A 20,069-nucleotide genomic window follows, 5' to 3' on the forward strand; every position below is an offset into this window, starting at 1 on the left:
ATCGGCGATCACACTTTGTCAGAGAGAATGATTGCAGTAACTCGATAATTAGGTTACTATTTCTCGTAGTTGTTTTGCGTTCCTTAACCCAACCCAAAAGATCGGCGATCGCACTAAAGAATGATAAGCACCATAACACTATATTTGACGACCAAAGACTATGTCAAAGAAAAAAGACGCAATGTGGGTAATTATCGGGGCAACCGCTGGAAATTCTCTCCAAGCCAGCGTCCCAGTGCCAGGTTTTGAGACTCATAAACATGTAGCAATGACTTCTGTCGAAATTGGAATGTGCCTGGCAATTGCAAAAATTTATTTTGGTGAGCAAATCACAAAAGAAGATCTTAAACCAATGTTTCAAGAAGCTGGGATAGCTATTGGAGCTGGCGGGGGTCTGGGTCTTGTCGCCACAAAAGTTGGGCATGTGGCAACAGATGAACTGCTAAATCTTGCCGGTCCAATTGGTTGGGGTGCGAAAGCTGGGATTGCTGGTAGTCTAACTGCAAGCATTGGATTAGTATTTTTAAAATTCTGTGAATCTCGCCTTTAAAGCAAGTAGTGCGATCGCCGATCTTGTAGTGCGATCGTTTTGGGAGAGTGCGATCACTTTCACGTTGTTGATTCATGTTTAAAAACGCGATCGTTTTGGGAGAGTCAATCTTTTGGGAATGGTGATCGTTTTTTGTGATGATGAGCGGCGATCTCTGTTTGGGATGTGAAGTGCGATCACTTTGGGAGAGTGCGATCCTTTGATTTTTGAAAGTGGGATTAATTTGTCTGTTGAAAGTGCGATCTCCTTAAATAAACTCAAAATTTAAAACGCGATCGCTCCTCATTATAGAAAAGGTGATGTTATATTTGCCATAATGATAAGGTCGTGTCCTTTGTAGGAACAATTAATATGTCTTCCTTATCTAGGCAAATTTTACAAACGGTAGAAGTATTACCGACTGAAGATCAGTATCAGGTGTTGAGTTTTGTGGAATCTCTTTGGAAAAAACGTCAGGAAGCAATTACTACGTCTCTAGAAACAAATTCTCCCTCGTTTTTTGAGGTGGCTCAAGCTTCGATTGGAGTAGGGGAAGGGCCAGGCGATCTTTCCACTAATCCTGATTATATGCAGGGCTATGGTCAGTGATGCACTACGAGGTAATTGTTGACACAGGGATTTTACTAGCTTTGATTGACCGCAATGATAGCCACCATACTTGGGTGACAGAACGATTAAAAGAGATTGCTCCCCCATTACTGACTTGTGAAGCGGTGATTTCAGAAAGTTGGTTTTTGTTGCAACGGGTAAAGAGAGGGCGAGAAGTTTTGCTGCAATTGTTAGCCCAGAAACAGATCATTATTCGGTTTAATTTGGATGCGGAGTTGGTGACAATAATGGCATTATTAAGTCGCTATCAATCAGTACCAGTTTCTTTAGCAGATGCGGAGTTAGTACGAATGTCGGAGCTATATCCTAATAGTCTGATTTTTACTCTCGATAGCGATTTTCTCGTTTACAGAAAGAATCGCGATCGTCTAATTCCTTTGCTTATGCCTCCATTAGATTCTTAATGTCTTATTTTATCGGTGCGATCGCCGTCACCTTGCGGATTAAACTTTTAAACTGCGATTATTTTAGTTTTTGAAAGTGCGATTAATTTGATTGCTGAAAGCGCGATCATCTTCCTCTTGATTAAGGTTTAAAAATGCGATTCTTTCTGCTTTTGAAAGTGCGATCGCTGTCATCTTGTTGATTAAACTTTAAAAGTGCGATCACTTGGGATAGGAACGCAAAGGGTGATCGCTTTTTGCGGATGACGAGGGGCGATCGCTGATTCTCTGGGGTACATTAACAAAAGTGTAATGTGCCTTTTTCTGTGGCATGATGAGTTCGGTAATCCATAATCTGCCTTCCGTGCCAACGAACAACTCTGAAATACAGGAGCAAGCAAGAAACATCTTAGATGCAATTGCGTTTACTCCCTTTGAGCAATGCCAACCCTTGAGCCGTGATTTTAGCGAAATTCCCGATCGTCCTGGTATTTACGCAGTCAGACATAGATATCAGGGATTACTTTACATTGGTAAAACCAAAAGCTTACGAGGTCGTTTTAAAGGTGGACACAAAGCTTTTTTGTGGGCTTGGCTCGATCAATATACAAGTGAAGATGTACGAATTGCGGTGCAGACAATACCTTACTCGAAAAACCCTGCGCTACTATTAGAACTAGAGGCGATAATTTTAAGGGCAACTGAGCCACCGTATAATGTTCAAATTCCTATGGAGTCCTAACCCATGCAAGTGAAACTTTCGGAGCAAATCTCGTCTGCGGATGCGGAAAATATTTTAAAGTGCTTACCAGACTGGATTCAGAATGCTCTAATTGCTCGTGCCACTGAAATTGATTATCCCGTCGAAGCAATCCTTGAGATGGCGATCGCCAATTTTCTAGACACAGAGGCATTAAGTTTTGCCGACTGTAAGCCAGGGCGAGGTTAATAAGTGCGATCGCCGATCTTGTTGATCAAACTTTAAAACTGCGATTATGTTGGATTTTAAAAGTGCGATTTTGGCTATTGAAAGTGCGATCACTGTGGCCATTGAAAGTGCGATCGCCGATCTGTAGATTTAGATTAAGCAACGAAACCCAATAATCTTTGTTACAATATTCTTGTCATAAAGAAAGACCTCTAAAAATAGATTTATGCCAGAAATTACTCGATTTTACGGAATTATCATTAAACTCTTTTTTGCCGATCATCTACCTCCCCATTTTCATGCGATTTATGGAGACTATAACGCCCTATTTAACCTAGAAACCTTAGAAATCATCGAAGGCGACTTACCCAATAGAGCCACAAAAATGGTTGTAGAATGGGCAACAATCTATCAACCAGAATTATTGAAAATGTGGAATACTCAAGAATTTAATAAATTACCACCTTTGAAATAAAATAATGCTTTGCCCCAAAATAATATCAGCCAAAATCATTGAAAATTACACTTTATTGGTGCATTTTTCTAATCATCAAGCTAGAAAATATAACTGTGAAAAGCTACTGGAAAAAACAATGTTTTCCCCGCTTAAAAACTATGCTTTCTTTAAAAATTTTCAACTAGATCCATCAGGTAGTGGAATCATTTGGAATGATGAAATTGATATAAGCGAGTATGAAATTTGGGTCAATGGGATTGAACTACAATTGTAGTCTTCTTTTTGAGTAAATTTTAAAACCGCGATCTTTTTAGTTTTTGAAAATGCGATTTTGGCTTTTAAAAGTGCGATCGCTTTGCTTTTTGAAAGTGCAATTTTTGCTTTTGAAAGTGCGATTACTTTGACTGCTGAAAGTGCGATCATTTTGGGAGAGTGCGATTTGGCTTTTGAAAATGTGATCACTTTGGTTTTTGAAAGTGCGATCATTTTGGGAGAGTCAATTTTTCGGGAATGGCGATCATTTTTTGTGATGACGAAGGGCGATCGCTGTTTGGGATGTGAAGTGCGATCGTTTTGGTTATTGAAAGTGCGATCCTTTTGGCCTTTGAAAGTGCGATTACTTTGACGGCTAAAAGTGCGATCATTTTGGGAGAGTGCGATTTGGCTTTTGAAAATGTGATCACTTTGGTTTTTGAAAGTGCGATCATTTTGGGAGAGTCAATTTTTCGGGAATGGCGATCATTTTTTGTGATGACGAGGGGCGACTTTGAGCAAATCCCTTAATTTGGGCAGGATTAACAATACTGACAATGTGACCTAAACCGTGTAAATAAGTTGCTACTGAATGGCCGTAGGTACTGGCATACTCCTCACGGTCATAATTTACGATTTTTAGTTTGGCCCCCCTAGCCCCCCAACTTTGGGGGGAAACATTCTCTATTTATGGGTTTCAAAGTCCCCCAGAATTGGGGGATTTAGGGGGCAAAAATCACAATTCATAACCGTGCTAAGTATAGCTTCTAAGCAGGCATGAACTTTTTCGACCAAGGAACGATGGAGTCAATTTTGGGCAAAACTTGATCAATATGGGTTCCCTGTAGAACCCTTATTACACCAGCTTTTATCAACTAAAGGTCGCGCCTATACCAGTCAGGATAATTGTCCATGGCTGACACCATCAGGGTTTATATTGCCAAGGATTAAAAACGGTTTGTTGATCTTGCTCTATCACTTAATGTAACCATCCCCAAAACATCTGCAAAAGTAGCCAGCTATTTAAACCGACGATTAAAGTCGCGACTGCCCCTGCCAACAGTTTAAGCCAGGTTGGATTCACAAATTCCTTCATAATGCGAGGGTTACTGGTAAAGCTCACTAGGGGAATGACGGCAAAGGAGAGTTGTAAACTGAGAATCACCTGACTTAATACTAATAAATCTGTTGTGCTACCTTCCCCCAAAAGCAAAATGGTTAATAGAGCAGGAATAATGGCTAGGCTACGGGTCAATAAACGACGCAACCAGGGACGCATTCGCAATTTGATAAACCCTTCCATGACAATCTGGCCAGCCAATGTCCCCGTTAAGGTGGCGTTTTGGCCTGAGGCTAACAAGGCGATCGCAAATAAAGTGCTGGCTAAACCCGTTCCTAATAGCGGGGTGAGCATTTGATAGGCATCTTCAATCGAAGCAATATGATGATGACCTGACTCATGGAAAGTGGCCGCCGCCAAAATTAAGATCGCCGCATTAATAAACAGGGCAAAACAGAGGGCAATGGTGGAATCTAAACTACCAAAACGAATCGCTTCCCATTTTTTCGGTGTCGTCAATTCCCAGGCACGGGTTTGGATAATGGCGGAATGGAGATAGAGATTATGGGGCATCACCGTCGCGCCTAAAATCCCGATCGCCAGATAGAGCATTTCAGGATTATGAATAACGGCTGATTGGGGAACAAAACCGGCTAATATTCCCGACCATTGGGGTTGGGCCAAAAATAATTCCGCTAAAAAACAGCCGCCAATCAAAGCAATAAGGGTAATCACCAGGGCTTCCAGGTAGCGAAAACCTCTACTTTGCAGTGACAGCAATAAAATGACATCGGCAGCCGTCAAACTCACACCAATAAGTAACGGAATCCCAAAGAGCAACTTTAAACCGATCGCACTGCCCAGCACCTCGGCTAAATCACAGGCCGCGATCGCAATTTCCGCCAAAATCCAGAGTAAAAAACTAACTGGTGGTGAATAGTAGGCTCGACAGGCTTGAGCTAAGTCCTTTCCCGTTGCCACTCCTAACCGCACACAGAGCGATTGTAACAATACCGCCATCAGGTTAGACAATAAAATAACACTCAGCAAGGTATAGCCAAACTGAGATCCCCCCGCCAAATCCGTGGCCCAGTTGCCTGGATCCATATAGCCCACCGCGACCAAATAACCCGGCCCCGCATAGGCCAAAAGCTTGCGCCAAAGTCCCTTCCCTGAAGGAATAACCACAGTGCGATGAACTTCCGATAAACTAGCCACCTGGGGAGAAACAGACATTGCCAACACTTCTCATAATTCTTTCATAATCTAATTTAGCATCCCACCCTTGACTTTTTCATAATTCTTTCATAATTCCTATTTGTTAAGAAATGTTACAATATTGCCGTCATAGAGGCTTACCATCTTGACAGAATGAGATTTAGTTATTACATTAGTTTTCAATACCCGTTGGGTAATCTCATTTAAGTGATATGCAAGACAAGCAAAAGGTCACACTCTATTTACCGCCTGGCATTCATCGACAACTCCGAATCCGCTCTGCCATTGATACCGAATCGATGTCAGCCATTGTGGAAAAGGCAATTAACTTCTATCTGAAGTACCCAGAAAAAGTTGAAGAAGAGGAAGCCGCCGCCTACGGTAAAACACACCAGGTTCATATTTGTCCCGAATGTGATGCCGCAATGGTCATGCGAGAAGGGCAAATGGTTTCTCTTAAGAATCAGCCCAGTGTGATGAATGACGATTTCTCCTTGGAAGTTATCGAAAAAGTCCCAGTTACAAATGAATCTGCCGCCGAAATGCTAGTTCCTTGCTAACTTTGACAAGCTGATAATTTGACCGTCCCGCCCTTTAACTCAGGTCGATCCCATGAAAGAAGAGCTCAGTGTTCTCGTTCAGGCTCAATATCCCCTAATCTATCTGGTTACGTCCGAAGAAGAACGGGCCGAACAGGCGATCGCCAAAATTGCCCACCAGCAAACCCAGCATCATCGGGTTTTTGTCTGGACGGTAACTAGAGGGTTTATCGAGTACGGTCAATCTCAAGCAGCCAACCATCACAACACTATCTCTCCTGAAGCGGCGATTGAGTGGGTGATGCGGCAGAAAGAGTCGGGTATCTTCATTTTCAAGGATCTTCATCCTTTTATTTCCTCTCCGGCGGTTACTCGTTGGTTACGGGACGCGATCGCTAGTTTCAAAGGCACAGACAAACTCATTTTGTTAATGTCGCCCTATCTAGACATTCCCCTCGAACTGGAAAAGGATGTTATCGTTCTTGATTTTCCCCTGCCCGATTTGACAGAATTGGGAGAAGTTCTCGCCCAGCAATTAGAGCAAACTCGTACCCGTAGAACCTCAATTGAAGTTCGGGAAAAACTGCTCAAAGCGGCCCTAGGCTTAACTAAAGATGAGGCTGAAAAAGTTTATCGCAAGGCCTTTGTCAAAGCAGGCAAACTGACGGAAGAAGAGGTTGATGTCATTCTCTCTGAGAAGAAGCAACTGATTCGTCGTAATGGCATTCTCGAATACATTGAGGAAGACGAAACCCTGCAATCCGTTGGTGGTTTAGAAGAACTCAAACACTGGCTGACTCAGCGTTCTGATGCCTTTACCGAGAGAGCTAGGGAATACGGTTTACCTCAACCCAAGGGGATGCTGATCTTAGGGGTTCCAGGCTGTGGAAAATCCCTCATTGCCAAAACCACTGCTAGACTATGGGGATTACCCCTACTCCGTTTGGATATGGGTCGCGTCTATGATGGCTCTATGGTGGGGCGATCGGAAGCTAACCTTAGAAATGCCCTCAAAACCGCAGAATCCATTTCTCCCGCCATTCTCTTTATCGATGAACTAGATAAAGCTTTTGCGGGGGGAGCTGGTTCGGGAGACTCTGATGGCGGTACCTCTAGCCGTATCTTTGGTAGTTTTCTGACCTGGATGCAGGAAAAAACTTCTCCTGTCTTTGTGATGGCAACGGCAAATCGGGTGGAACGCCTACCCGGAGAGTTCCTTCGCAAGGGACGGTTCGATGAAATCTTCTTTGTGGATTTGCCTAATCCCGAAGAACGTCAAGATATTTTTAAAATTCACCTTAATAAGCGTCGCCCTGACGCGGATCGTTTTGAACTAGGCCAACTCGCTAAGGTATCTGATGGTTTTTCTGGGGCAGAGATTGAACAGGCGATTATTGCGGCAATGTATGAAGCCTTTGCTCAAGATCGGGAATTTACCCAACTTGACATTATTGCAGCCATTAAATCGACATTACCTCTGTCTCGGACAATGATGGAACAGGTCACTGCGCTACGTGATTGGGCTCGACAACGTGCCCGACCTGCTTCTGCCTCCGTTGCTGAATATCAGCGATTGGAGTTCTAACAGACTTTCTCCTGCTCCCAACAGGACGAAAGGCTAGTCCTAATTGATTCAGGCTAGCTTCTCTCTCAAAAAAGCCGTTTTTCTTTCAATGAGGCGGCGTACTTCCCAACTCTCAATCTGTTGTTGTTGATTTTTGTTTCCTGGAGGAAATCTACCATGTCTCACTTTAGCACTCTTCGTACCAAAATCACCGATGCCGAAATTCTCAAAGCATCTCTACGTGACATCGGTATTGATGTTAAAAACGAAGCAGATGTGCGTGGCTACAATGGCCAGCGCGTTCGGGCTGACATCGTTGCCGTTCTAGATGGTGAGTATGACCTCGGTTGGACTCGCAATAATGATGGCTCTTTTGATCTTATTGCTGATCTTTGGGGTGTCGCGAAAAAACATAATCAAACCGAATTGATTAACTCCATCAATCAAAAATACGCCGTTAACAAAACGCTTTCGGAAGTAAAACAACGCGGTCTGCAAAACGCTAACGTTAAGTTGGTAGTTCAGTAACAGGATTCTCAGCGCGTTCCCAAGCTTTAGGGTTGACCAAGTTGGTTGACCCTTTTTCCTAACGGACGGACACAAGTGTGTAAATGCCCTGATTGACTGACAAAAGTTATGCAGAAAAGTACTGATAAGAGTGGATAGTGAATTCGAGACGATGCAGTCGCTGACGATGTTGTGGGCGCGAAGCCATAGAGGGTTCGGAGTCAAAATTAGAAGAGAAACGGACTTGATGAATGAGATTCCATGAATTGAGAACAGCCGCCTTAGTCCAGTCACAGCCAATCCGAAAATAACTGTTGCCGCGAAACCAATGAGTATCGACCCAGCGACGATGCCCTCCATCAACGACAGCAAGACCTTGAGAGGTGGCAAAAAGTGTAGCCACAGCCATGATAAAACAGAGGCGTGACAGAGCGCAGACATCCCGAATCTCGGAACGTTGGAGATTCCAACCGCGCCGAAGCTTTCCATTCCTACCCAACTGTCCGCTCCACAAATTACAGCTAAGATGGCAATCGTTAGAATATCAATGAGTTTATGCCGTTTTGTTCGTTCGATGCGAGGGTCATCTATTTCGGCAAAGTGTTCTACCAGTCTATATTTGGGTCGGAGTTTCATCGCTTTTGTTTTCTATGCACTTTCCCTTATTTTCCCTTATCCATCCCTCTATAATGTTCTTGTATCTGTATCATTTTTAGATGCGTTCGCCCTAGCAAAAAAGAGAAATTCTCTGCATAATCCCCCTGTAGAGAAGAATCTCAAGAAACTTTCGGGATAATAGGCCAGATAGTTATACTATCCAGAAATAGTCTTGATATCAATCGAGGATGTTGTAATTAAGGAACGCAACACAACCGACAGTTCGCTGATCGCCTCTTGATTAAAAAAGCGATCAATTCTTAATTTATCATTCTCAATAACAAGCGATCGCCCTTTACCCATAAAAAGCGATCGCCTCCTCCAATCTCATTCCTAAAAAACGTGATCGCCTATCAACTTCTTGACTCACAGGAATAGCGATCGCCTTCAGGAGATAAATTGTTAATATGATCCTCTAGAAAAGATGAGTAGCAATAATACAAATTGTCTAACTCCTGAAATTGTCAATACAAGTGCCAATTTGTTTAAGTCCCTGCAAAACTTGAATACGTTCTGCTGTATTTTCAAGGAACCGATAAGTATGCGATTTCGTATATTGAGGGACACTTTTGTTGCGATCGCATTTCAAAAATAATACTTCCCTTCCGTTTGTAACCATTCCATAGCAACTTGACTGCAAATTAGGCGCGCTCAACAAGTAGGTGAGTGCTTGGGGAATTCCTGCGGTAACGTCTAGTCTTGCAGGTTTTGATTCGATCACCAAAATCCAAAAACTATCTTGGATTACCAAAATATCAATTCTGCCTTGAACCAACCTAGTATTAGCTTCGTCAGCGACTTCGATATTGGTACTTACTTCTGCTTTTACCAAAAAAGGAAATTGATAGAATCCAGCCAAATCTAGCAATGGTGACACCACGACAAGCTTAACAATTTCTTCGAGGGGCGGTTCCTCTTGACTGAGATAGGTATAGTTGCGAGCAAGGCGATCTAGTCCTTGTAGTTCCGCTTCGGTTAGAGTCGGTGCATTATTTAGCCATTCGTCAAAAAAGCGATCGCTAGAGTCAAGTCTCAAGCCAAAGTTTTGACGGAGAGTGCTAAGGGTAAGGCTACTAGCATTTGTAATCACAGTTAAATCTTTTTAGTATTTACATGAAATTTAGAAGTCTAGGTATTTGATCTAGTCACTAATAATTAATATACAATACATACGAAGAAAAGAGCGATCACCTAAAAATCACGGCTAACAGGAATAGCGATCGCCTCCTCCAATCTCATCCCCACAAAAAGCGATCGCCTAAAAATCACGACTCACAGGAACAGCGATCGCCTTATCCAGTCTCATCCTCACAAAAAACGATCGCGTCATCCAATCTCATCCCCACAAAAAGCGATCACCCTTTAATCTTCACAACCAGCGATCGCCTAAAAATCACGAATCACAGGAATAGCGATCGCCATACCGCAAATCCTTTAACAGATAGATAATTGAGGAGATTGTGATTCACCAGGGAAAATGATCGCACTCCATCACTAGTGGCACGTCAACTTTATTTTGATGGGTTGCTAGATTCTCAAAGCCTTGCCAAAATAGACTTACGGGTTCTTGTAGCCCCTCATTTCAAGCTTGACAGACCACTAGACGCGATCGCCTTCCAAAAATTCCTTTTTGGGATAAAATTTAGTTATTATAATCCTGAAAAATTTTATGAAATTATTATCAAATGTTATTCATTGTGATCCCGATATAATGGGTGGGATTCCTGTTTTTGTTGGAACCCGTGTTCCCATCAGAACTTTGCTTGATTATCTTGAAGCGGGGGATTCTCTCGATATTTTTTTAGATCATTTTCCTAGCGTGAGTTGTGAACAAGCGATCGCCGCTTTAGAATTAGCCAAAGAAATGCTAACAACCTATGCGAATCCTGCTTGATGAATGTGTCCCGAAGCCTTTGAAACGTGAATTGCTCGATTATCCGATTCGTACTGTGGTTGAAATGGGGTGGTCTGGAAAAAAAAATGGTGAGTTGCTCCGACTTATGAAACGGGAAAATTTTAATGTGCTGTTAACGACAGATCAGAATTTGCAGCATCAGCAAAACCTCCTACAGGTTGGAATTGTCGTGATTGTGATGGTAGCACCAAGTAATCGTCTTTCTGAACTTTTGCCTTTGCTTAAGAATGTTCGTAAGGCATTAGAGCGAATTGCTGGGGGTGAAGTAGTTGAAGTGATTGAAATAAGACTTTGATGAAATTTCATCGCTAATCAAGTAATGTTTTGTGTGCTTTTCCAACAATCAAACGCGATCACTCTCTATCATCTACAAAACCGCGATCGCCCCCTTCAATCCCCCCCAAAACGATCGCCTAAAAATCACGACTCACAGGAACAGCGATCGCGTCATCCAGTCTCATCCTCACAAAAAACGATCGCGTCATCCAATCTCATCCCCACAAAAAGCGATCACCCTTTAATCTTCACAACCAGCGATCGCCTAAAAATCACGAATCACAGGAATAGCGATCGCCTTTTCTAGCACTTCCAAATACCCAAATTTCTATGCTCTAATTCTGGATTTTAATCATCATCCTGATCCTCGCCAGATTCGTCTAATAGCCCCAATCTCAATAACTTTTTGGCAAGAGCATATACGTCCTGTTTACTGCCATCCTTCCGAATTCCCAAAGCAACAATCATTACAGTGACTTGAGCTTGCCCGATCGCGTAAATGATGCGATATCTTTGTCCAACTGCACGCACACTGTAATAACCATCCAGTTCACCGAGTAATGGTTTTCCCTGCATTTCAGGAGATTCTCGGAGCTTATCAATGCGATCGCTGATTTTTTGACGGATACAGCGATCGCTGATTTCTTTTAATAGTTTGAAAGCCGTAGGTTGAATGACAATGCGATACATTACAGGTCTAATTCTCGTTTAGCTGATTCCCAATCCATTTCTTGTACTGATTTTGCCTCGGTAATACCTTGACGCAGGTTAGCCATGAGGTTCGCATCACCAAGTATTTCTATGGTTTCGAGTATTGCTTCGTAATGTTGCCAGGTCATCACGGCTAGGACTGGCTTGCCTCTACGGGTAATAGCAAGTGCACCGCCTTGCTGGGTAAGCTTTTCAGGCAATGAGGTTAACTCGTGTCTTGCTTCTGTAATCGGAATATTGGACAGCATCATTTTAAACTCTATCTGTACATCTAAGTTTACATCTAAATAGGGCTTGCTGAAAAAAGCTGAAACCTTTACGGAGAAAAATAGTAGGCGAATTAAGAACCGCTAGAATGCACGAAAATAGGGTAGAATGCCTCAAAACCATTGCATTAAGAAGAGAGAAAGCAGATGTACCGAAAGCAACAGTACTCAATTGAAACACCAGAAAACTTGAAAAATCTGTTCGGCGGGCAGTTAGACGAAGAAAATCGTTGGATAGAAATGTCAAAAATGATTCCCTGGGAAGAATATGAGGAAGAATATGCAAAAAACTTCATAGAAAAAAAAGGAGCCCCAGCCAAATCATTTAGAATGGCATTAGGAGCATTAATTATCAAAGAAATTTCAGGAAAAAGTGACAGAGAAACAGTAGAACAAATAAAAGAGAACCCTTATTTACAGTACTTTATAGGAATGGAAAGCTATAGTAGCAAAGAAGCATTTAATGCGTCAATGATGGTTCATTTTCGTAAAAAAATAGGAATGGAATTAATAAATAAAATTAATAAAGAAATAGAAAAAAAAGCGACGGGTGTAGCGTCAGAAAAAAAAGAAAATGAAGGAAAGTTATTGTTAGATGCGACTTGTACACCAGCAGATATAAAATATCCAACGGATATAGGAATATTGAATGATGCCAGAGAAAAAACAGAAAAAATAATAGATAAGCTGTATGAAGAAATAAAAGAGAAAAGGAAAGAAAAGCCGAGGACTTATAGGGAAGTGGCAAGAAAAGAGTACTTAGCCATAGCAAAAAAACGTCGTGTGTCAAAAAAAGAAAGAAGAAAAGGAACAAAAAAACAACTAGGATATATAAAAAGAAACTTGTCTGATATAGAAAAAATGATAGAAGAGGGAGCAAAGTTAGAAAAACTAACGAAAAAAGAGCAAGAAGAGCTTGTAACGATAGGAAAAGTGTATGAGCAACAGTTAGAAATGTATGAAAAAAAGACAAATAAAGTAGAAAACAGAATCGTGAGTGTAAGCCAACCTCACGTGCGTCCAATAGTGCGTGGAAAAGCGGGAAAAGCAGTAGAGTTTGGAGCTAAAATATCGGCAAGTAATGTGAATGGCTTTGTCTTCTTAGACAAATTAAGTTGGGATAATTACAACGAATCGGGAGATTTACAAGCGCGAATAGAAGAATATAAAAGGGAAACAGGATGTTATCCGGAATCGGTTCATGTGGATAAAATCTATCGAACAAAAGCGAATCGAGCTTATTGTAAAGAAAGGGATATAAGAATGAGTGGTCCCCGATTGGGAAGACCGCCGAAAGAGGTGAGCAAAGAAAAAAAGAAAGAGGCACGCTCAGATGAAAGAGTGCGTAATGCCATTGAGGGTAAATTCGGACAGGGAAAGAGGAAATTTAGTCTTGGTCGAGTGATGGCCAAACTACCTGAGACCTCGGAAACGGTAATTGCGATGAACTTTTTGGTAATGAATCTTTCTACTCTACTTCAGAAGACAAAAAGTAAAAAGTTGTAGAGTCGTTTTTCTTGTGAAAAATGGTGTTAATTTTCCTCTCTTTTGTGAGGAGTGATTTGTGTTGACCTTTTTAGACAGAAAGGAACAATAGATTAAACAAAATCTGTATTTTGATTTGTTTCCATAAGGATAAGTTATCTATGCTTTTTCAGTCCATACTTCCCTAACCCACATTTCTTTCGTTTTTTGACTTTTTCAGCAAGCCCTAAATACTAAAGGGAGATCGCCACTTTCTCCTTCACCTTACAAAAATCGCCACTTTCCCCTTTACCTCACCAAAAGCGATCGCCACTTACAAAATGATCGCAGTAACTCAACGAATTAGCCAGAAATAGAGTTATAATTCTCCTAACAAGATCGGTAATCGAAGCTTGAGTCGGCACGCAGTAATCCACAATGAGGTTATCATTTCCCTAGTTGGGTTGCGTTCCTGAACCTAACCTACAGATCGGCGATCTCACTCGCTTGGTGGCGAAACCGTCCCAGCTTAAAGAAAGCGACTTCTTGATTTGCAGTATAAATGCTTAAAGATCAATTTTTAGAGAAAAATTCAAATGCCTCTTGAATTAACGATTTCTGTCATAATATCAAGAAAATTCTTTAGAACTGGAGATTTGTCACGTCTGCGCCATAACATCACCACATTTAATTGTTTAGATAGCTCTTTTATCTCTTGAAAAACAACACCGTCTCTTTGAATATATCGAGTGTTTTCTGGTAATAAACTGATACCAGCTTCACCTGATACTAAACTTATAATTGTTGATGCAAAAGTAGCAGTTTGTACACATTTAGGTGTAAATCCTGATTGTTGACAAAGAATATTAATTTGCTCTGTAAGTCCAAGAGTTGTCGAAGAAACAGGTAGAATAAAATCTTCTTCAGCAATATCTGTTAACTGAATTTCAGGTACATTAGCAAGACGATGCTTTTTCGGCAAAACTAGCAACAAGGACTCTTTCAGAATAGTTTTAGAACTCAAATCTTTATCCCACAGAAAATTTGAAGGAGCATAGGTAAACCCAATATCAACCTGATAGTCTAGTAATCCCTGAGTTTGAGGATGGGCCATTTCTTCTAACACTATTTGTACTTTTGGATATCTTTGTTTAAAAATCTGTAAAATTTCAGGTAAAAAATTATGAGTAATCACACCAATTACTCCTAATTTCAGTTTTCCCCTTTCACCTTCAGTAACTTGTTGTATCCCATAAATTCCTTCATTAATAGAGTTAATTGCAAAACGGACTGCCTCTAAAAATATTTTGCCTCTTTCTGTTAGTTGTACGTTTCTTGGTGTTACTTCAAATAAAGGTACAACATCACAACCAATTTTCTGACCCAACTCTTTTTCAATCGCTCTAACCTGTCTGCTTAATTGAGGTTGATCAATTGAAGAACCTTGACGACTAAGACTAATTCGATCAGCCGCTTTTCTAAAATTAAGTTCTTCGGATAAAATTATCAGATTTTCAAGATGTTCGATTTTCATGGTACTTTGTATTACATCAGTTCGTGTTAACTTTGCTCTGTTCTTTAATGATAGCTTACCTTACATTGATGGTAGTTAACGTTCTAAAGGTAACACGCAATGACTCAAATTCCCAAACAAATCAAACAACCAGCCCTATTCGGTGGTATTCATGGAAATGAACTAACGGGTCTCTATCTGATTAAAAAATTTCTGAAACAGCCACATTTACTTGATCGCAATACATTTACGGCTCTTGCAATCACTGGTAACCCCAAGGCGATAGAAGCCTGCACTCGATTCATTGACAAAGACTTAAATCGATGCTTTGATATTGAGAGCTTAGAGTCTGTTGATGAAACTATCTATGAACAGCAACGCGCAAAAGAAATCAAGGATATAATCACTTCAAATAACGTTGATTTTATACTTGATATCCATTCCACGACATCGGACGTTGGTTTATCTTTCATTTTAATAAACGACCATCCTTTTAATCTCGGTTTAGCCGCTTTTATTAGCCAAACAAAGCCTGAAGTTCGTATTTGTAGCTTCTTTGAAAAGGATCAGCCTACTTCGTTCTTAAATTCTCTTTCTCCCTTAGGTTTTGCGATCGAGGTGGGGGCAATTGCCCAAGGTGTTTTGAATTTTTCATTGTTTGAAAAAACCGAACAGTTAATTAATGAAATTTTGAGTTACATTGATCGCTGGAATTTAGGAATAACGAGTCAATCAGAGTCTGTAAAAGTCTATCAAAAGCTGATAACAGTCAATTTTCCAATAAATTCTTCCAATGAATTAACAGCTTTCATCCATCCCAAAATTCAAAATTTCGTGCCAATTAAAACTGGAGATCCTTTATTCATTAGCTTTGATGGTGAGGTAATTAATTACACGGGAACGCAAGAGTTGTATCCCTACCTTGTCAATGAAGCCGCGTATTATGCGTATAATCTTGCCTTTCACTTGATGGAAAAAACCGAAGTGAAAATTACGTTGTAATCACGGGTAAAACTTTTTAGGGAGATGATATTTTATCTCCCTAATCTGTAGAGAATTTAACCACTAGACTTTCTATTCTAAATACTTTATGGAGTTAGATATGTTCAAAAAACACTTTTGTCATTTTCTTGCTTTATTAGCTACGCCTTTCCTGGTTTCAAATGGTATAATGGCTGAAAATACTGTTCCTCTTATTGACCCATACACATTTTATCCTCGTGGTTGCCATATCATAATTGATTCTTGGGAAGGAGATTGTAAATAGATAACGATAGGTTTACTCTCAGACTATTCTGCTTTTAATATTAAGCTGTACAGTTCAGATGAGCGTTGCTTAATTTTAATTGGCGACGCTAGTGAACTCCGATACTACCCCTATTCGATGCGGATTTATTCTGTAGCTTGGTAAGAAGAAACAAGGTATGAATGCTGAATTTTGCACATATCCAAACGTCAGTTTGAAGTGTGATCGCTATCGCTGATCTTGTAGGGTACGTTACTCAACGCGCCTTTTTTCTTTTAATCATGATGAATTTGTAATTATCTGATTTTTGGAATATTTACTAATGCGATCGCTGTTTCTTCACAAGACATTGAGAGAATTATCCATAGAAAAGCACAATTTAAACAAAATCCAGAACTTCACACTTATCAAGGAGAAATAGACAATGCCTAAAACCACAGATGCCGTAAAAATCATTCACCAAATGATCGCAGACGATCCCACAATCAAAGAACAAATCGCCCTAGAATCCCTCAACGCAGAAATTGCACAACTGATTTATGATTCTCGAACAAATGCTGGGTTAACTCAACAACAACAAGCTGACCTAATCTATGTTGAACAATCCGTTATTGAAGACCTAGAGGATGCTGACTATCAGGACAATCCCCTAATGATGCTCCAAAAAATTGCTACCGCACTCAATCAACGAGTCAAAATGAGCCTTGTTAGCTGAAATCCGGCGATCGCCCCTCAATTAAAAAAGCGATACAATTGTCGTTGACTACGAGGTTATGAGCTATCCAGCGATCCGATATAATCGCACATCAAAAAAGCATTATTGATCAAACACCATGCAATACGAATATGAATGGGATCACAACAAAGCACGTTCCAACCTTCGTAAACATAGCATCCAATTTGCGGACGCAGTTGAGACACAAAACCCAACACCGCCTCGCTCTGTTGCATAACCTATTTTGGGGTTGACGAGAGGAACTCTAACTTACATAGTAAACAGAATATAATAAAATCTACACAAGGAGCCGATAATCCCTTGCCTACCGAGCAACAAAAAGACACCGCAATCTTTATTTGCCAGCTACTCTCAAACCTCTATCAACCCATCAACCTCTTTCGTTACGACCAAAGACTCCAAAGCATCTATATTTTAGCTGGAATAAACGATGGAATAGAAATCACCATTAATCAACAAGGAAATTGGGATTTTGAATCATGAACAAACCACTCTCTGACATGAACAACACCGAACTTCGTCAATACCTCTCTCAAAATCGTCACGACGAACAAGCCTTCAGCCAAGCCCTAGAAATCCTCCTCGATCGCAAAAAAAATCTCTTTAAATATCCCCCACCCACCCAAATGAATTACCAAGAAATTGAGGACATCTTTAAAAAAGAAATTAATCCCAAATAAACAATGCCTAAAACCACAGATGCCGTAAAAATCATTCACCAAATGATCGCAGACGATCCCACAATCAAAGAACAAATCGCCCTAGAATCCCTCAACGCAGAAATTGCACAACTGATTTATGATTCTCGAACAAATGCTGTGTTAACTCAACAACAACTAGCTGACCTAATCTATGTTGAACAATCCGTTATTGAAGACTTAGAGGACGCTGACTATCAGGACAATCCCCTAATAATGCTGCAAAAAATTGCCACCGCACTCAATCAACGAGTCAAAATGAGCCTTGTTAGCTGAAATCTAGCGATCGCCCCTCAATTAAAAAAGCGATCGCCCCTTACCGATAAAGATAAAAAGCGATCAATTCTTATTATTTAGGTGGAACTGTTTTTAGGTGTGGTGGGCCCCATTGACACGCAAAACATCACCCGTTACATAACTACTTGCCACTGGAGAGAGAAGAAAAGCCACTGCCCAGGCAATTTCCACTGGCTTACCAAAACGACCAAAGGGAATTTCCGCCGTAATTTTCTGACGAATATCTTCTCGAATAGCCAGGGTCATTTCCGTATCAATAAAACCTGGAGAAACCGCATTGGCCCGTACTCCAAATCGTGCGCCTTCCCGTGCCAAAGATTTCATCATGCCAATCACCCCCGCTTTGGTAGCAGAATAGTTAGTTTGACCGATGTTGCCCCGTTCTCCTGAAATAGAGCTAATGGCCACAATAGAACCCGCTTTGCGCTCATACATTCCACTAATAAAGGGCTTGATACTATAGGCCACGCCTTTGAGATTGACATTAAGAACGGCATCCCAATCACTAGGAGTTAATTTCGGAAAAAAGTTATCTTTGGTAATACCTGCGTTGGCCACAATGCCGTAAACAGGGCCCAGTTTTTCCTCAATTTCCTGGGCTGCTGCCGTCATGGAGTCTAGATTTGTTACATCGGCCACCACACCCAGAGCGGAACTTTTGCCTTCATCAATACTGAGATCCGTAAAGGCCACTTTAGCTCCTAATTCCTGAAGCAGTTCCACGATCGCCGCGCCAATGCCACGATTACCGCCCGTAACCAAAATAACTTTATCTTCTAAGCCGAGAGATAGCATAATGACTCCTGAGAGTGAATAGTGAATAGTTGAGAGTGAATAGTTAGCGAGATCTAAACTCGTTCAATGGCGATCGCGGTTCCGCCACCTGTACCATGACAAAGGGCTGCCAATCCCAAGCTTTGATCCCGTTGTTGCAGAGCATAGAGCAATGTCACCACAATCCGCGCCCCCGAAGCCCCAATCGGATGACCCAAAGCGATCGCCCCACCATTGACATTGAGTTTTTCAGGATCAACGCCTAAAAGCTTGTTAAAAAGCAAACTACTAACGGCAAAAGCTTCATTATTTTCAAATAAATGAAAGTCAGAAATGTCCATTTTTAACTTAGCCAGTAATTTCTGAGCCGCAAAAATGGGAACTTCAGGGAAACGCCAGGACGGCCCGCCGGCCCAGGAACCACCCAAAATTTTACCCAAGGGCGTTAAGCCATAGCGTTCTACCGCTTCTGCACTGGCTAAAATTAAGGCCGCTGCCCCATCGGAAATTTGGCTACTATTACCCGCCGTCAAAACCCCTTGCGGATTAAACGCTGGCCGCAGTTTGCCTAAACTCTCTAGGGTTGTTTCTCCCCGAATGCCTTCATCCGTCTCAATGATTTGTACTCCTTTGCGAGTTTTCACCTCAATGGGAGTAATTTCTGTCTTAAATAGCCCCGCACTAGTGGCCTCGGCTGCTCGTTTTTGGGAATAGTAGGCTACTTCATCCAAGGCTTGACGGGTAAAACCATGTTCCGCCGCTAATCGTTCTGTTTGATCCCCCATCCCTTCGCCAGTGGTCGCGTCCATCAAACCATCGTGGAGTAGTAAATCTGTCAGTTGTTCCGGCGCACCCAGCAGAAACTTATAACCCCAACGGGCCCGATGGGACAGGAAAAAGCCCGTTTGAGACATTACTTCCATCCCTCCCGCTAGGACAACCTCCGCTTCGCCTCCCCGAATAGCCATCATGCCATTAATTAAACTGACCATTGCCGAGGAACAAACCATATCGACTGCATAGCCATCCACACTTTCGGGAATTCCCGCTTTCAAGGCAGCCTGACGGGGTAACAATTGACCATGACCAGCCCGTAATACATTCCCCATAATGTAAAGATCTAAAGCCTCTGGGGGTAATCCCGATTGGGTGAGGGCCGCTTTCATGGCCTTGGCTCCCAAATCCGACGGGGAAAATTCGGTTAAAGCTCCACCAAAACGACCGAGGGGGGTTCTTTGGGCAGCAACAATATAAACATCACGCATGGTATTTTCCTAATAAGCTAGTAACATCGAACAAACTTTTTGTCAGCAAATGAGTTAACTAAAATGACAATGAGAAAGAATGAGGAGAAATTTGCCAACAATTGATTAAGTTTGGATCGAAAAAATAGATAAACATTGACAATTAGTGGATAGCAACACCAAGATTAACCTTGGCATCACCAAG

Annotated in this window: 26 protein-coding genes and 2 pseudogenes; 19 read left to right on the forward strand and 9 right to left on the reverse strand. The window is 41.4% G+C overall.

Features of this window, described 5'->3' with window-relative positions; genetic code table 11:
• Positions 1 to 160 precede the first annotated feature (160 nt).
• The 7 genes from KA717_29885 to KA717_29915 all read left to right on the forward strand — a co-directional run bounded on the left by KA717_29885 (position 161) and on the right by KA717_29915 (position 3,201).
• Complete coding sequence (locus tag KA717_29885) at positions 161 to 550, forward strand: hypothetical protein (protein UXE59872.1); 390 nt, start codon at positions 161 to 163, stop codon at positions 548 to 550.
• Between the two features lie 351 nt (positions 551 to 901).
• Positions 902 to 1,138 carry a hypothetical protein gene (locus KA717_29890; protein UXE59873.1) on the forward strand — a complete coding sequence of 79 codons (237 nt, stop codon included), beginning with the start codon at positions 902 to 904 and terminating at the stop codon, positions 1,136 to 1,138.
• On the forward strand, positions 1,138 to 1,563 hold the full coding sequence (locus tag KA717_29895; GenBank protein ID UXE64815.1) for a PIN domain-containing protein: 426 nt from the start codon (positions 1,138 to 1,140) through the stop codon (positions 1,561 to 1,563). Before KA717_29890 ends, KA717_29895 begins: the two co-directional genes overlap by 1 nt.
• A 430-nt stretch (positions 1,564 to 1,993) precedes the next feature.
• Complete coding sequence (locus KA717_29900; protein UXE59874.1) at positions 1,994 to 2,284, forward strand: GIY-YIG nuclease family protein; 291 nt, start codon at positions 1,994 to 1,996, stop codon at positions 2,282 to 2,284.
• A gap of 3 nt (positions 2,285 to 2,287) precedes the next feature.
• Positions 2,288 to 2,491, forward strand: coding sequence for a hypothetical protein (locus KA717_29905; protein UXE59875.1), 204 nt, complete (start codon positions 2,288 to 2,290; stop codon positions 2,489 to 2,491).
• A 205-nt stretch (positions 2,492 to 2,696) separates the two neighbouring features.
• The gene (locus KA717_29910; GenBank protein ID UXE59876.1) at positions 2,697 to 2,945 is read left to right on the forward strand and encodes a DUF4160 domain-containing protein; all 249 of its coding nucleotides are present in this window, start codon (positions 2,697 to 2,699) and stop codon (positions 2,943 to 2,945) included.
• A gap of 4 nt (positions 2,946 to 2,949) precedes the next feature.
• Positions 2,950 to 3,201 carry a DUF2442 domain-containing protein gene (locus KA717_29915; protein ID UXE59877.1) on the forward strand — a complete coding sequence of 84 codons (252 nt, stop codon included), beginning with the start codon at positions 2,950 to 2,952 and terminating at the stop codon, positions 3,199 to 3,201.
• Here the strand turns inward: KA717_29915 and KA717_29920 are convergent.
• Positions 3,105 to 3,413: a hypothetical protein gene (locus tag KA717_29920; protein UXE64939.1), complete on the reverse strand. Its 309-nt coding sequence runs from the start codon at positions 3,411 to 3,413 to the stop codon at positions 3,105 to 3,107. The genes KA717_29915 and KA717_29920 overlap by 97 nt on opposite strands.
• 87 nt (positions 3,414 to 3,500) lie before the next feature.
• On the opposite strand from KA717_29920, the gene KA717_29925 reads away from it, so the two are divergent.
• Entirely contained in the window at positions 3,501 to 3,710 is a 210-nt protein-coding gene (locus KA717_29925) for a hypothetical protein (protein UXE64940.1), read from the forward strand.
• Between the two features lie 448 nt (positions 3,711 to 4,158).
• Here KA717_29925 and KA717_29930 read toward each other — a convergent pair whose 3' ends face one another.
• A complete protein-coding gene (locus tag KA717_29930) occupies positions 4,159 to 5,475 on the reverse strand; it encodes an Nramp family divalent metal transporter (GenBank protein UXE59878.1) in 1,317 nt (438 codons plus the stop codon).
• 194 nt (positions 5,476 to 5,669) lie between these two features.
• On the opposite strand from KA717_29930, the gene KA717_29935 reads away from it, so the two are divergent.
• The 3 genes from KA717_29935 (at position 5,670) to KA717_29945 (ending at position 8,088) form a co-directional block, all read left to right on the forward strand.
• Complete coding sequence (locus KA717_29935) at positions 5,670 to 6,017, forward strand: hypothetical protein (protein UXE59879.1); 348 nt, start codon at positions 5,670 to 5,672, stop codon at positions 6,015 to 6,017.
• Between the two features lie 52 nt (positions 6,018 to 6,069).
• The gene (locus tag KA717_29940) at positions 6,070 to 7,581 is read left to right on the forward strand and encodes an AAA family ATPase (GenBank protein UXE59880.1); all 1,512 of its coding nucleotides are present in this window, start codon (positions 6,070 to 6,072) and stop codon (positions 7,579 to 7,581) included.
• Between the two features lie 156 nt (positions 7,582 to 7,737).
• Entirely contained in the window at positions 7,738 to 8,088 is a 351-nt protein-coding gene (locus tag KA717_29945) for a DUF1257 domain-containing protein (GenBank protein ID UXE59881.1), read from the forward strand.
• Positions 8,089 to 8,541: 453 nt separating this feature from the next.
• Here the strand turns inward: KA717_29945 and KA717_29950 are convergent.
• Positions 8,542 to 8,703, reverse strand: a pseudogene (locus KA717_29950) (transposase family protein).
• Between the two features lie 469 nt (positions 8,704 to 9,172).
• A complete protein-coding gene (locus tag KA717_29955; GenBank protein UXE59882.1) occupies positions 9,173 to 9,760 on the reverse strand; it encodes a restriction endonuclease subunit R in 588 nt (195 codons plus the stop codon).
• A 633-nt stretch (positions 9,761 to 10,393) separates the two neighbouring features.
• Between KA717_29955 and KA717_29960 the strand changes: the two genes are divergently transcribed.
• Both KA717_29960 and KA717_29965 read left to right on the forward strand, forming a co-directional pair.
• On the forward strand, positions 10,394 to 10,618 hold the full coding sequence (locus KA717_29960; protein ID UXE59883.1) for a DUF433 domain-containing protein: 225 nt from the start codon (positions 10,394 to 10,396) through the stop codon (positions 10,616 to 10,618).
• Between the two features lie 19 nt (positions 10,619 to 10,637).
• Complete coding sequence (locus tag KA717_29965) at positions 10,638 to 10,934, forward strand: hypothetical protein (GenBank protein ID UXE59884.1); 297 nt, start codon at positions 10,638 to 10,640, stop codon at positions 10,932 to 10,934.
• A 329-nt stretch (positions 10,935 to 11,263) separates the two neighbouring features.
• Here KA717_29965 and KA717_29970 read toward each other — a convergent pair whose 3' ends face one another.
• On the reverse strand, positions 11,264 to 11,605 hold the full coding sequence (locus KA717_29970; GenBank protein UXE59885.1) for a type II toxin-antitoxin system RelE/ParE family toxin: 342 nt from the start codon (positions 11,603 to 11,605) through the stop codon (positions 11,264 to 11,266).
• On the reverse strand, positions 11,605 to 11,877 hold the full coding sequence (locus KA717_29975; GenBank protein UXE59886.1) for a type II toxin-antitoxin system Phd/YefM family antitoxin: 273 nt from the start codon (positions 11,875 to 11,877) through the stop codon (positions 11,605 to 11,607). The genes KA717_29970 and KA717_29975 overlap by 1 nt, the downstream gene beginning before the upstream one ends.
• Positions 11,878 to 12,039: 162 nt before the next feature.
• Here KA717_29975 and KA717_29980 point away from each other — a divergent pair.
• Positions 12,040 to 13,377, forward strand: a pseudogene (locus tag KA717_29980) (IS5 family transposase).
• A gap of 571 nt (positions 13,378 to 13,948) precedes the next feature.
• Here the strand turns inward: KA717_29980 and KA717_29985 are convergent.
• Positions 13,949 to 14,890, reverse strand: coding sequence for a LysR family transcriptional regulator (locus tag KA717_29985; GenBank protein ID UXE59887.1), 942 nt, complete (start codon positions 14,888 to 14,890; stop codon positions 13,949 to 13,951).
• A 99-nt stretch (positions 14,891 to 14,989) separates the two neighbouring features.
• On the opposite strand from KA717_29985, the gene KA717_29990 reads away from it, so the two are divergent.
• From KA717_29990 to KA717_30010, 5 genes are all read left to right on the forward strand, one after another.
• Positions 14,990 to 15,871 (forward strand): aspartoacylase, encoded by an 882-nt coding sequence (locus tag KA717_29990; protein ID UXE59888.1) that lies wholly within the window; start codon positions 14,990 to 14,992, stop codon positions 15,869 to 15,871.
• 668 nt (positions 15,872 to 16,539) lie between these two features.
• A complete protein-coding gene (locus tag KA717_29995) occupies positions 16,540 to 16,830 on the forward strand; it encodes a helix-turn-helix domain-containing protein (GenBank protein UXE59889.1) in 291 nt (96 codons plus the stop codon).
• Between the two features lie 321 nt (positions 16,831 to 17,151).
• Entirely contained in the window at positions 17,152 to 17,334 is a 183-nt protein-coding gene (locus KA717_30000) for a hypothetical protein (GenBank protein ID UXE59890.1), read from the forward strand.
• 17 nt (positions 17,335 to 17,351) lie between these two features.
• Positions 17,352 to 17,531: a hypothetical protein gene (locus KA717_30005; GenBank protein UXE59891.1), complete on the forward strand. Its 180-nt coding sequence runs from the start codon at positions 17,352 to 17,354 to the stop codon at positions 17,529 to 17,531.
• 3 nt (positions 17,532 to 17,534) lie between these two features.
• Positions 17,535 to 17,825 (forward strand): transcriptional regulator, encoded by a 291-nt coding sequence (locus KA717_30010; protein ID UXE59892.1) that lies wholly within the window; start codon positions 17,535 to 17,537, stop codon positions 17,823 to 17,825.
• Positions 17,826 to 17,918: 93 nt separating this feature from the next.
• On the opposite strand, the gene KA717_30015 is transcribed toward KA717_30010, so the two are convergent.
• Together KA717_30015 and KA717_30020 are read right to left on the reverse strand one after the other, a co-directional pair.
• Entirely contained in the window at positions 17,919 to 18,641 is a 723-nt protein-coding gene (locus KA717_30015) for a beta-ketoacyl-ACP reductase (GenBank protein UXE59893.1), read from the reverse strand.
• A 53-nt stretch (positions 18,642 to 18,694) separates the two neighbouring features.
• Positions 18,695 to 19,885 (reverse strand): thiolase family protein, encoded by a 1,191-nt coding sequence (locus KA717_30020; GenBank protein UXE59894.1) that lies wholly within the window; start codon positions 19,883 to 19,885, stop codon positions 18,695 to 18,697.
• Between the last annotated feature and the right edge of the window lie 184 nt (positions 19,886 to 20,069).

It is taken from the genome of Woronichinia naegeliana WA131, from assembly GCA_025370055.1.
In the GTDB taxonomy this organism is placed as follows: Bacteria; Cyanobacteriota; Cyanobacteriia; order Cyanobacteriales; family Microcystaceae; genus Woronichinia; species Woronichinia naegeliana.

What these genes read in the sequence shown, in the direction of transcription:
- KA717_30010 (UXE59892.1), top strand. Translation starts at nt 17,535, where the DNA reads ATGCCTAAAACCACAGATGCCGTAAAAATCATTCACCAAATGATCGCA.
- KA717_29990 (UXE59888.1), top strand. Translation starts at nt 14,990, where the DNA reads ATGACTCAAATTCCCAAACAAATCAAACAACCAGCCCTATTCGGTGGT.
- KA717_29885 (UXE59872.1), top strand. Translation starts at nt 161, where the DNA reads ATGTCAAAGAAAAAAGACGCAATGTGGGTAATTATCGGGGCAACCGCT.
- KA717_29960 (UXE59883.1), top strand. Translation starts at nt 10,394, where the DNA reads ATGAAATTATTATCAAATGTTATTCATTGTGATCCCGATATAATGGGT.
- KA717_29970 (UXE59885.1), bottom strand. Translation starts at nt 11,605, where the DNA reads ATGTATCGCATTGTCATTCAACCTACGGCTTTCAAACTATTAAAAGAA.
- KA717_29985 (UXE59887.1), bottom strand. Translation starts at nt 14,890, where the DNA reads ATGAAAATCGAACATCTTGAAAATCTGATAATTTTATCCGAAGAACTT.
- KA717_29905 (UXE59875.1), top strand. Translation starts at nt 2,288, where the DNA reads ATGCAAGTGAAACTTTCGGAGCAAATCTCGTCTGCGGATGCGGAAAAT.
- KA717_29890 (UXE59873.1), top strand. Translation starts at nt 902, where the DNA reads ATGTCTTCCTTATCTAGGCAAATTTTACAAACGGTAGAAGTATTACCG.
- KA717_29910 (UXE59876.1), top strand. Translation starts at nt 2,697, where the DNA reads ATGCCAGAAATTACTCGATTTTACGGAATTATCATTAAACTCTTTTTT.
- KA717_29895 (UXE64815.1), top strand. Translation starts at nt 1,138, where the DNA reads ATGCACTACGAGGTAATTGTTGACACAGGGATTTTACTAGCTTTGATT.
- KA717_29995 (UXE59889.1), top strand. Translation starts at nt 16,540, where the DNA reads ATGCCTAAAACCACAGATGCCGTAAAAATCATTCACCAAATGATCGCA.
- KA717_29920 (UXE64939.1), bottom strand. Translation starts at nt 3,413, where the DNA reads ATGATCGCACTTTCAAAAACCAAAGTGATCACATTTTCAAAAGCCAAA.
- KA717_30015 (UXE59893.1), bottom strand. Translation starts at nt 18,641, where the DNA reads ATGCTATCTCTCGGCTTAGAAGATAAAGTTATTTTGGTTACGGGCGGT.
- KA717_29975 (UXE59886.1), bottom strand. Translation starts at nt 11,877, where the DNA reads ATGATGCTGTCCAATATTCCGATTACAGAAGCAAGACACGAGTTAACC.
- KA717_29945 (UXE59881.1), top strand. Translation starts at nt 7,738, where the DNA reads ATGTCTCACTTTAGCACTCTTCGTACCAAAATCACCGATGCCGAAATT.
- KA717_29915 (UXE59877.1), top strand. Translation starts at nt 2,950, where the DNA reads ATGCTTTGCCCCAAAATAATATCAGCCAAAATCATTGAAAATTACACT.
- KA717_29930 (UXE59878.1), bottom strand. Translation starts at nt 5,475, where the DNA reads ATGTCTGTTTCTCCCCAGGTGGCTAGTTTATCGGAAGTTCATCGCACT.
- KA717_30020 (UXE59894.1), bottom strand. Translation starts at nt 19,885, where the DNA reads ATGCGTGATGTTTATATTGTTGCTGCCCAAAGAACCCCCCTCGGTCGT.
- KA717_30005 (UXE59891.1), top strand. Translation starts at nt 17,352, where the DNA reads ATGAACAACACCGAACTTCGTCAATACCTCTCTCAAAATCGTCACGAC.
- KA717_29935 (UXE59879.1), top strand. Translation starts at nt 5,670, where the DNA reads ATGCAAGACAAGCAAAAGGTCACACTCTATTTACCGCCTGGCATTCAT.
- KA717_29940 (UXE59880.1), top strand. Translation starts at nt 6,070, where the DNA reads ATGAAAGAAGAGCTCAGTGTTCTCGTTCAGGCTCAATATCCCCTAATC.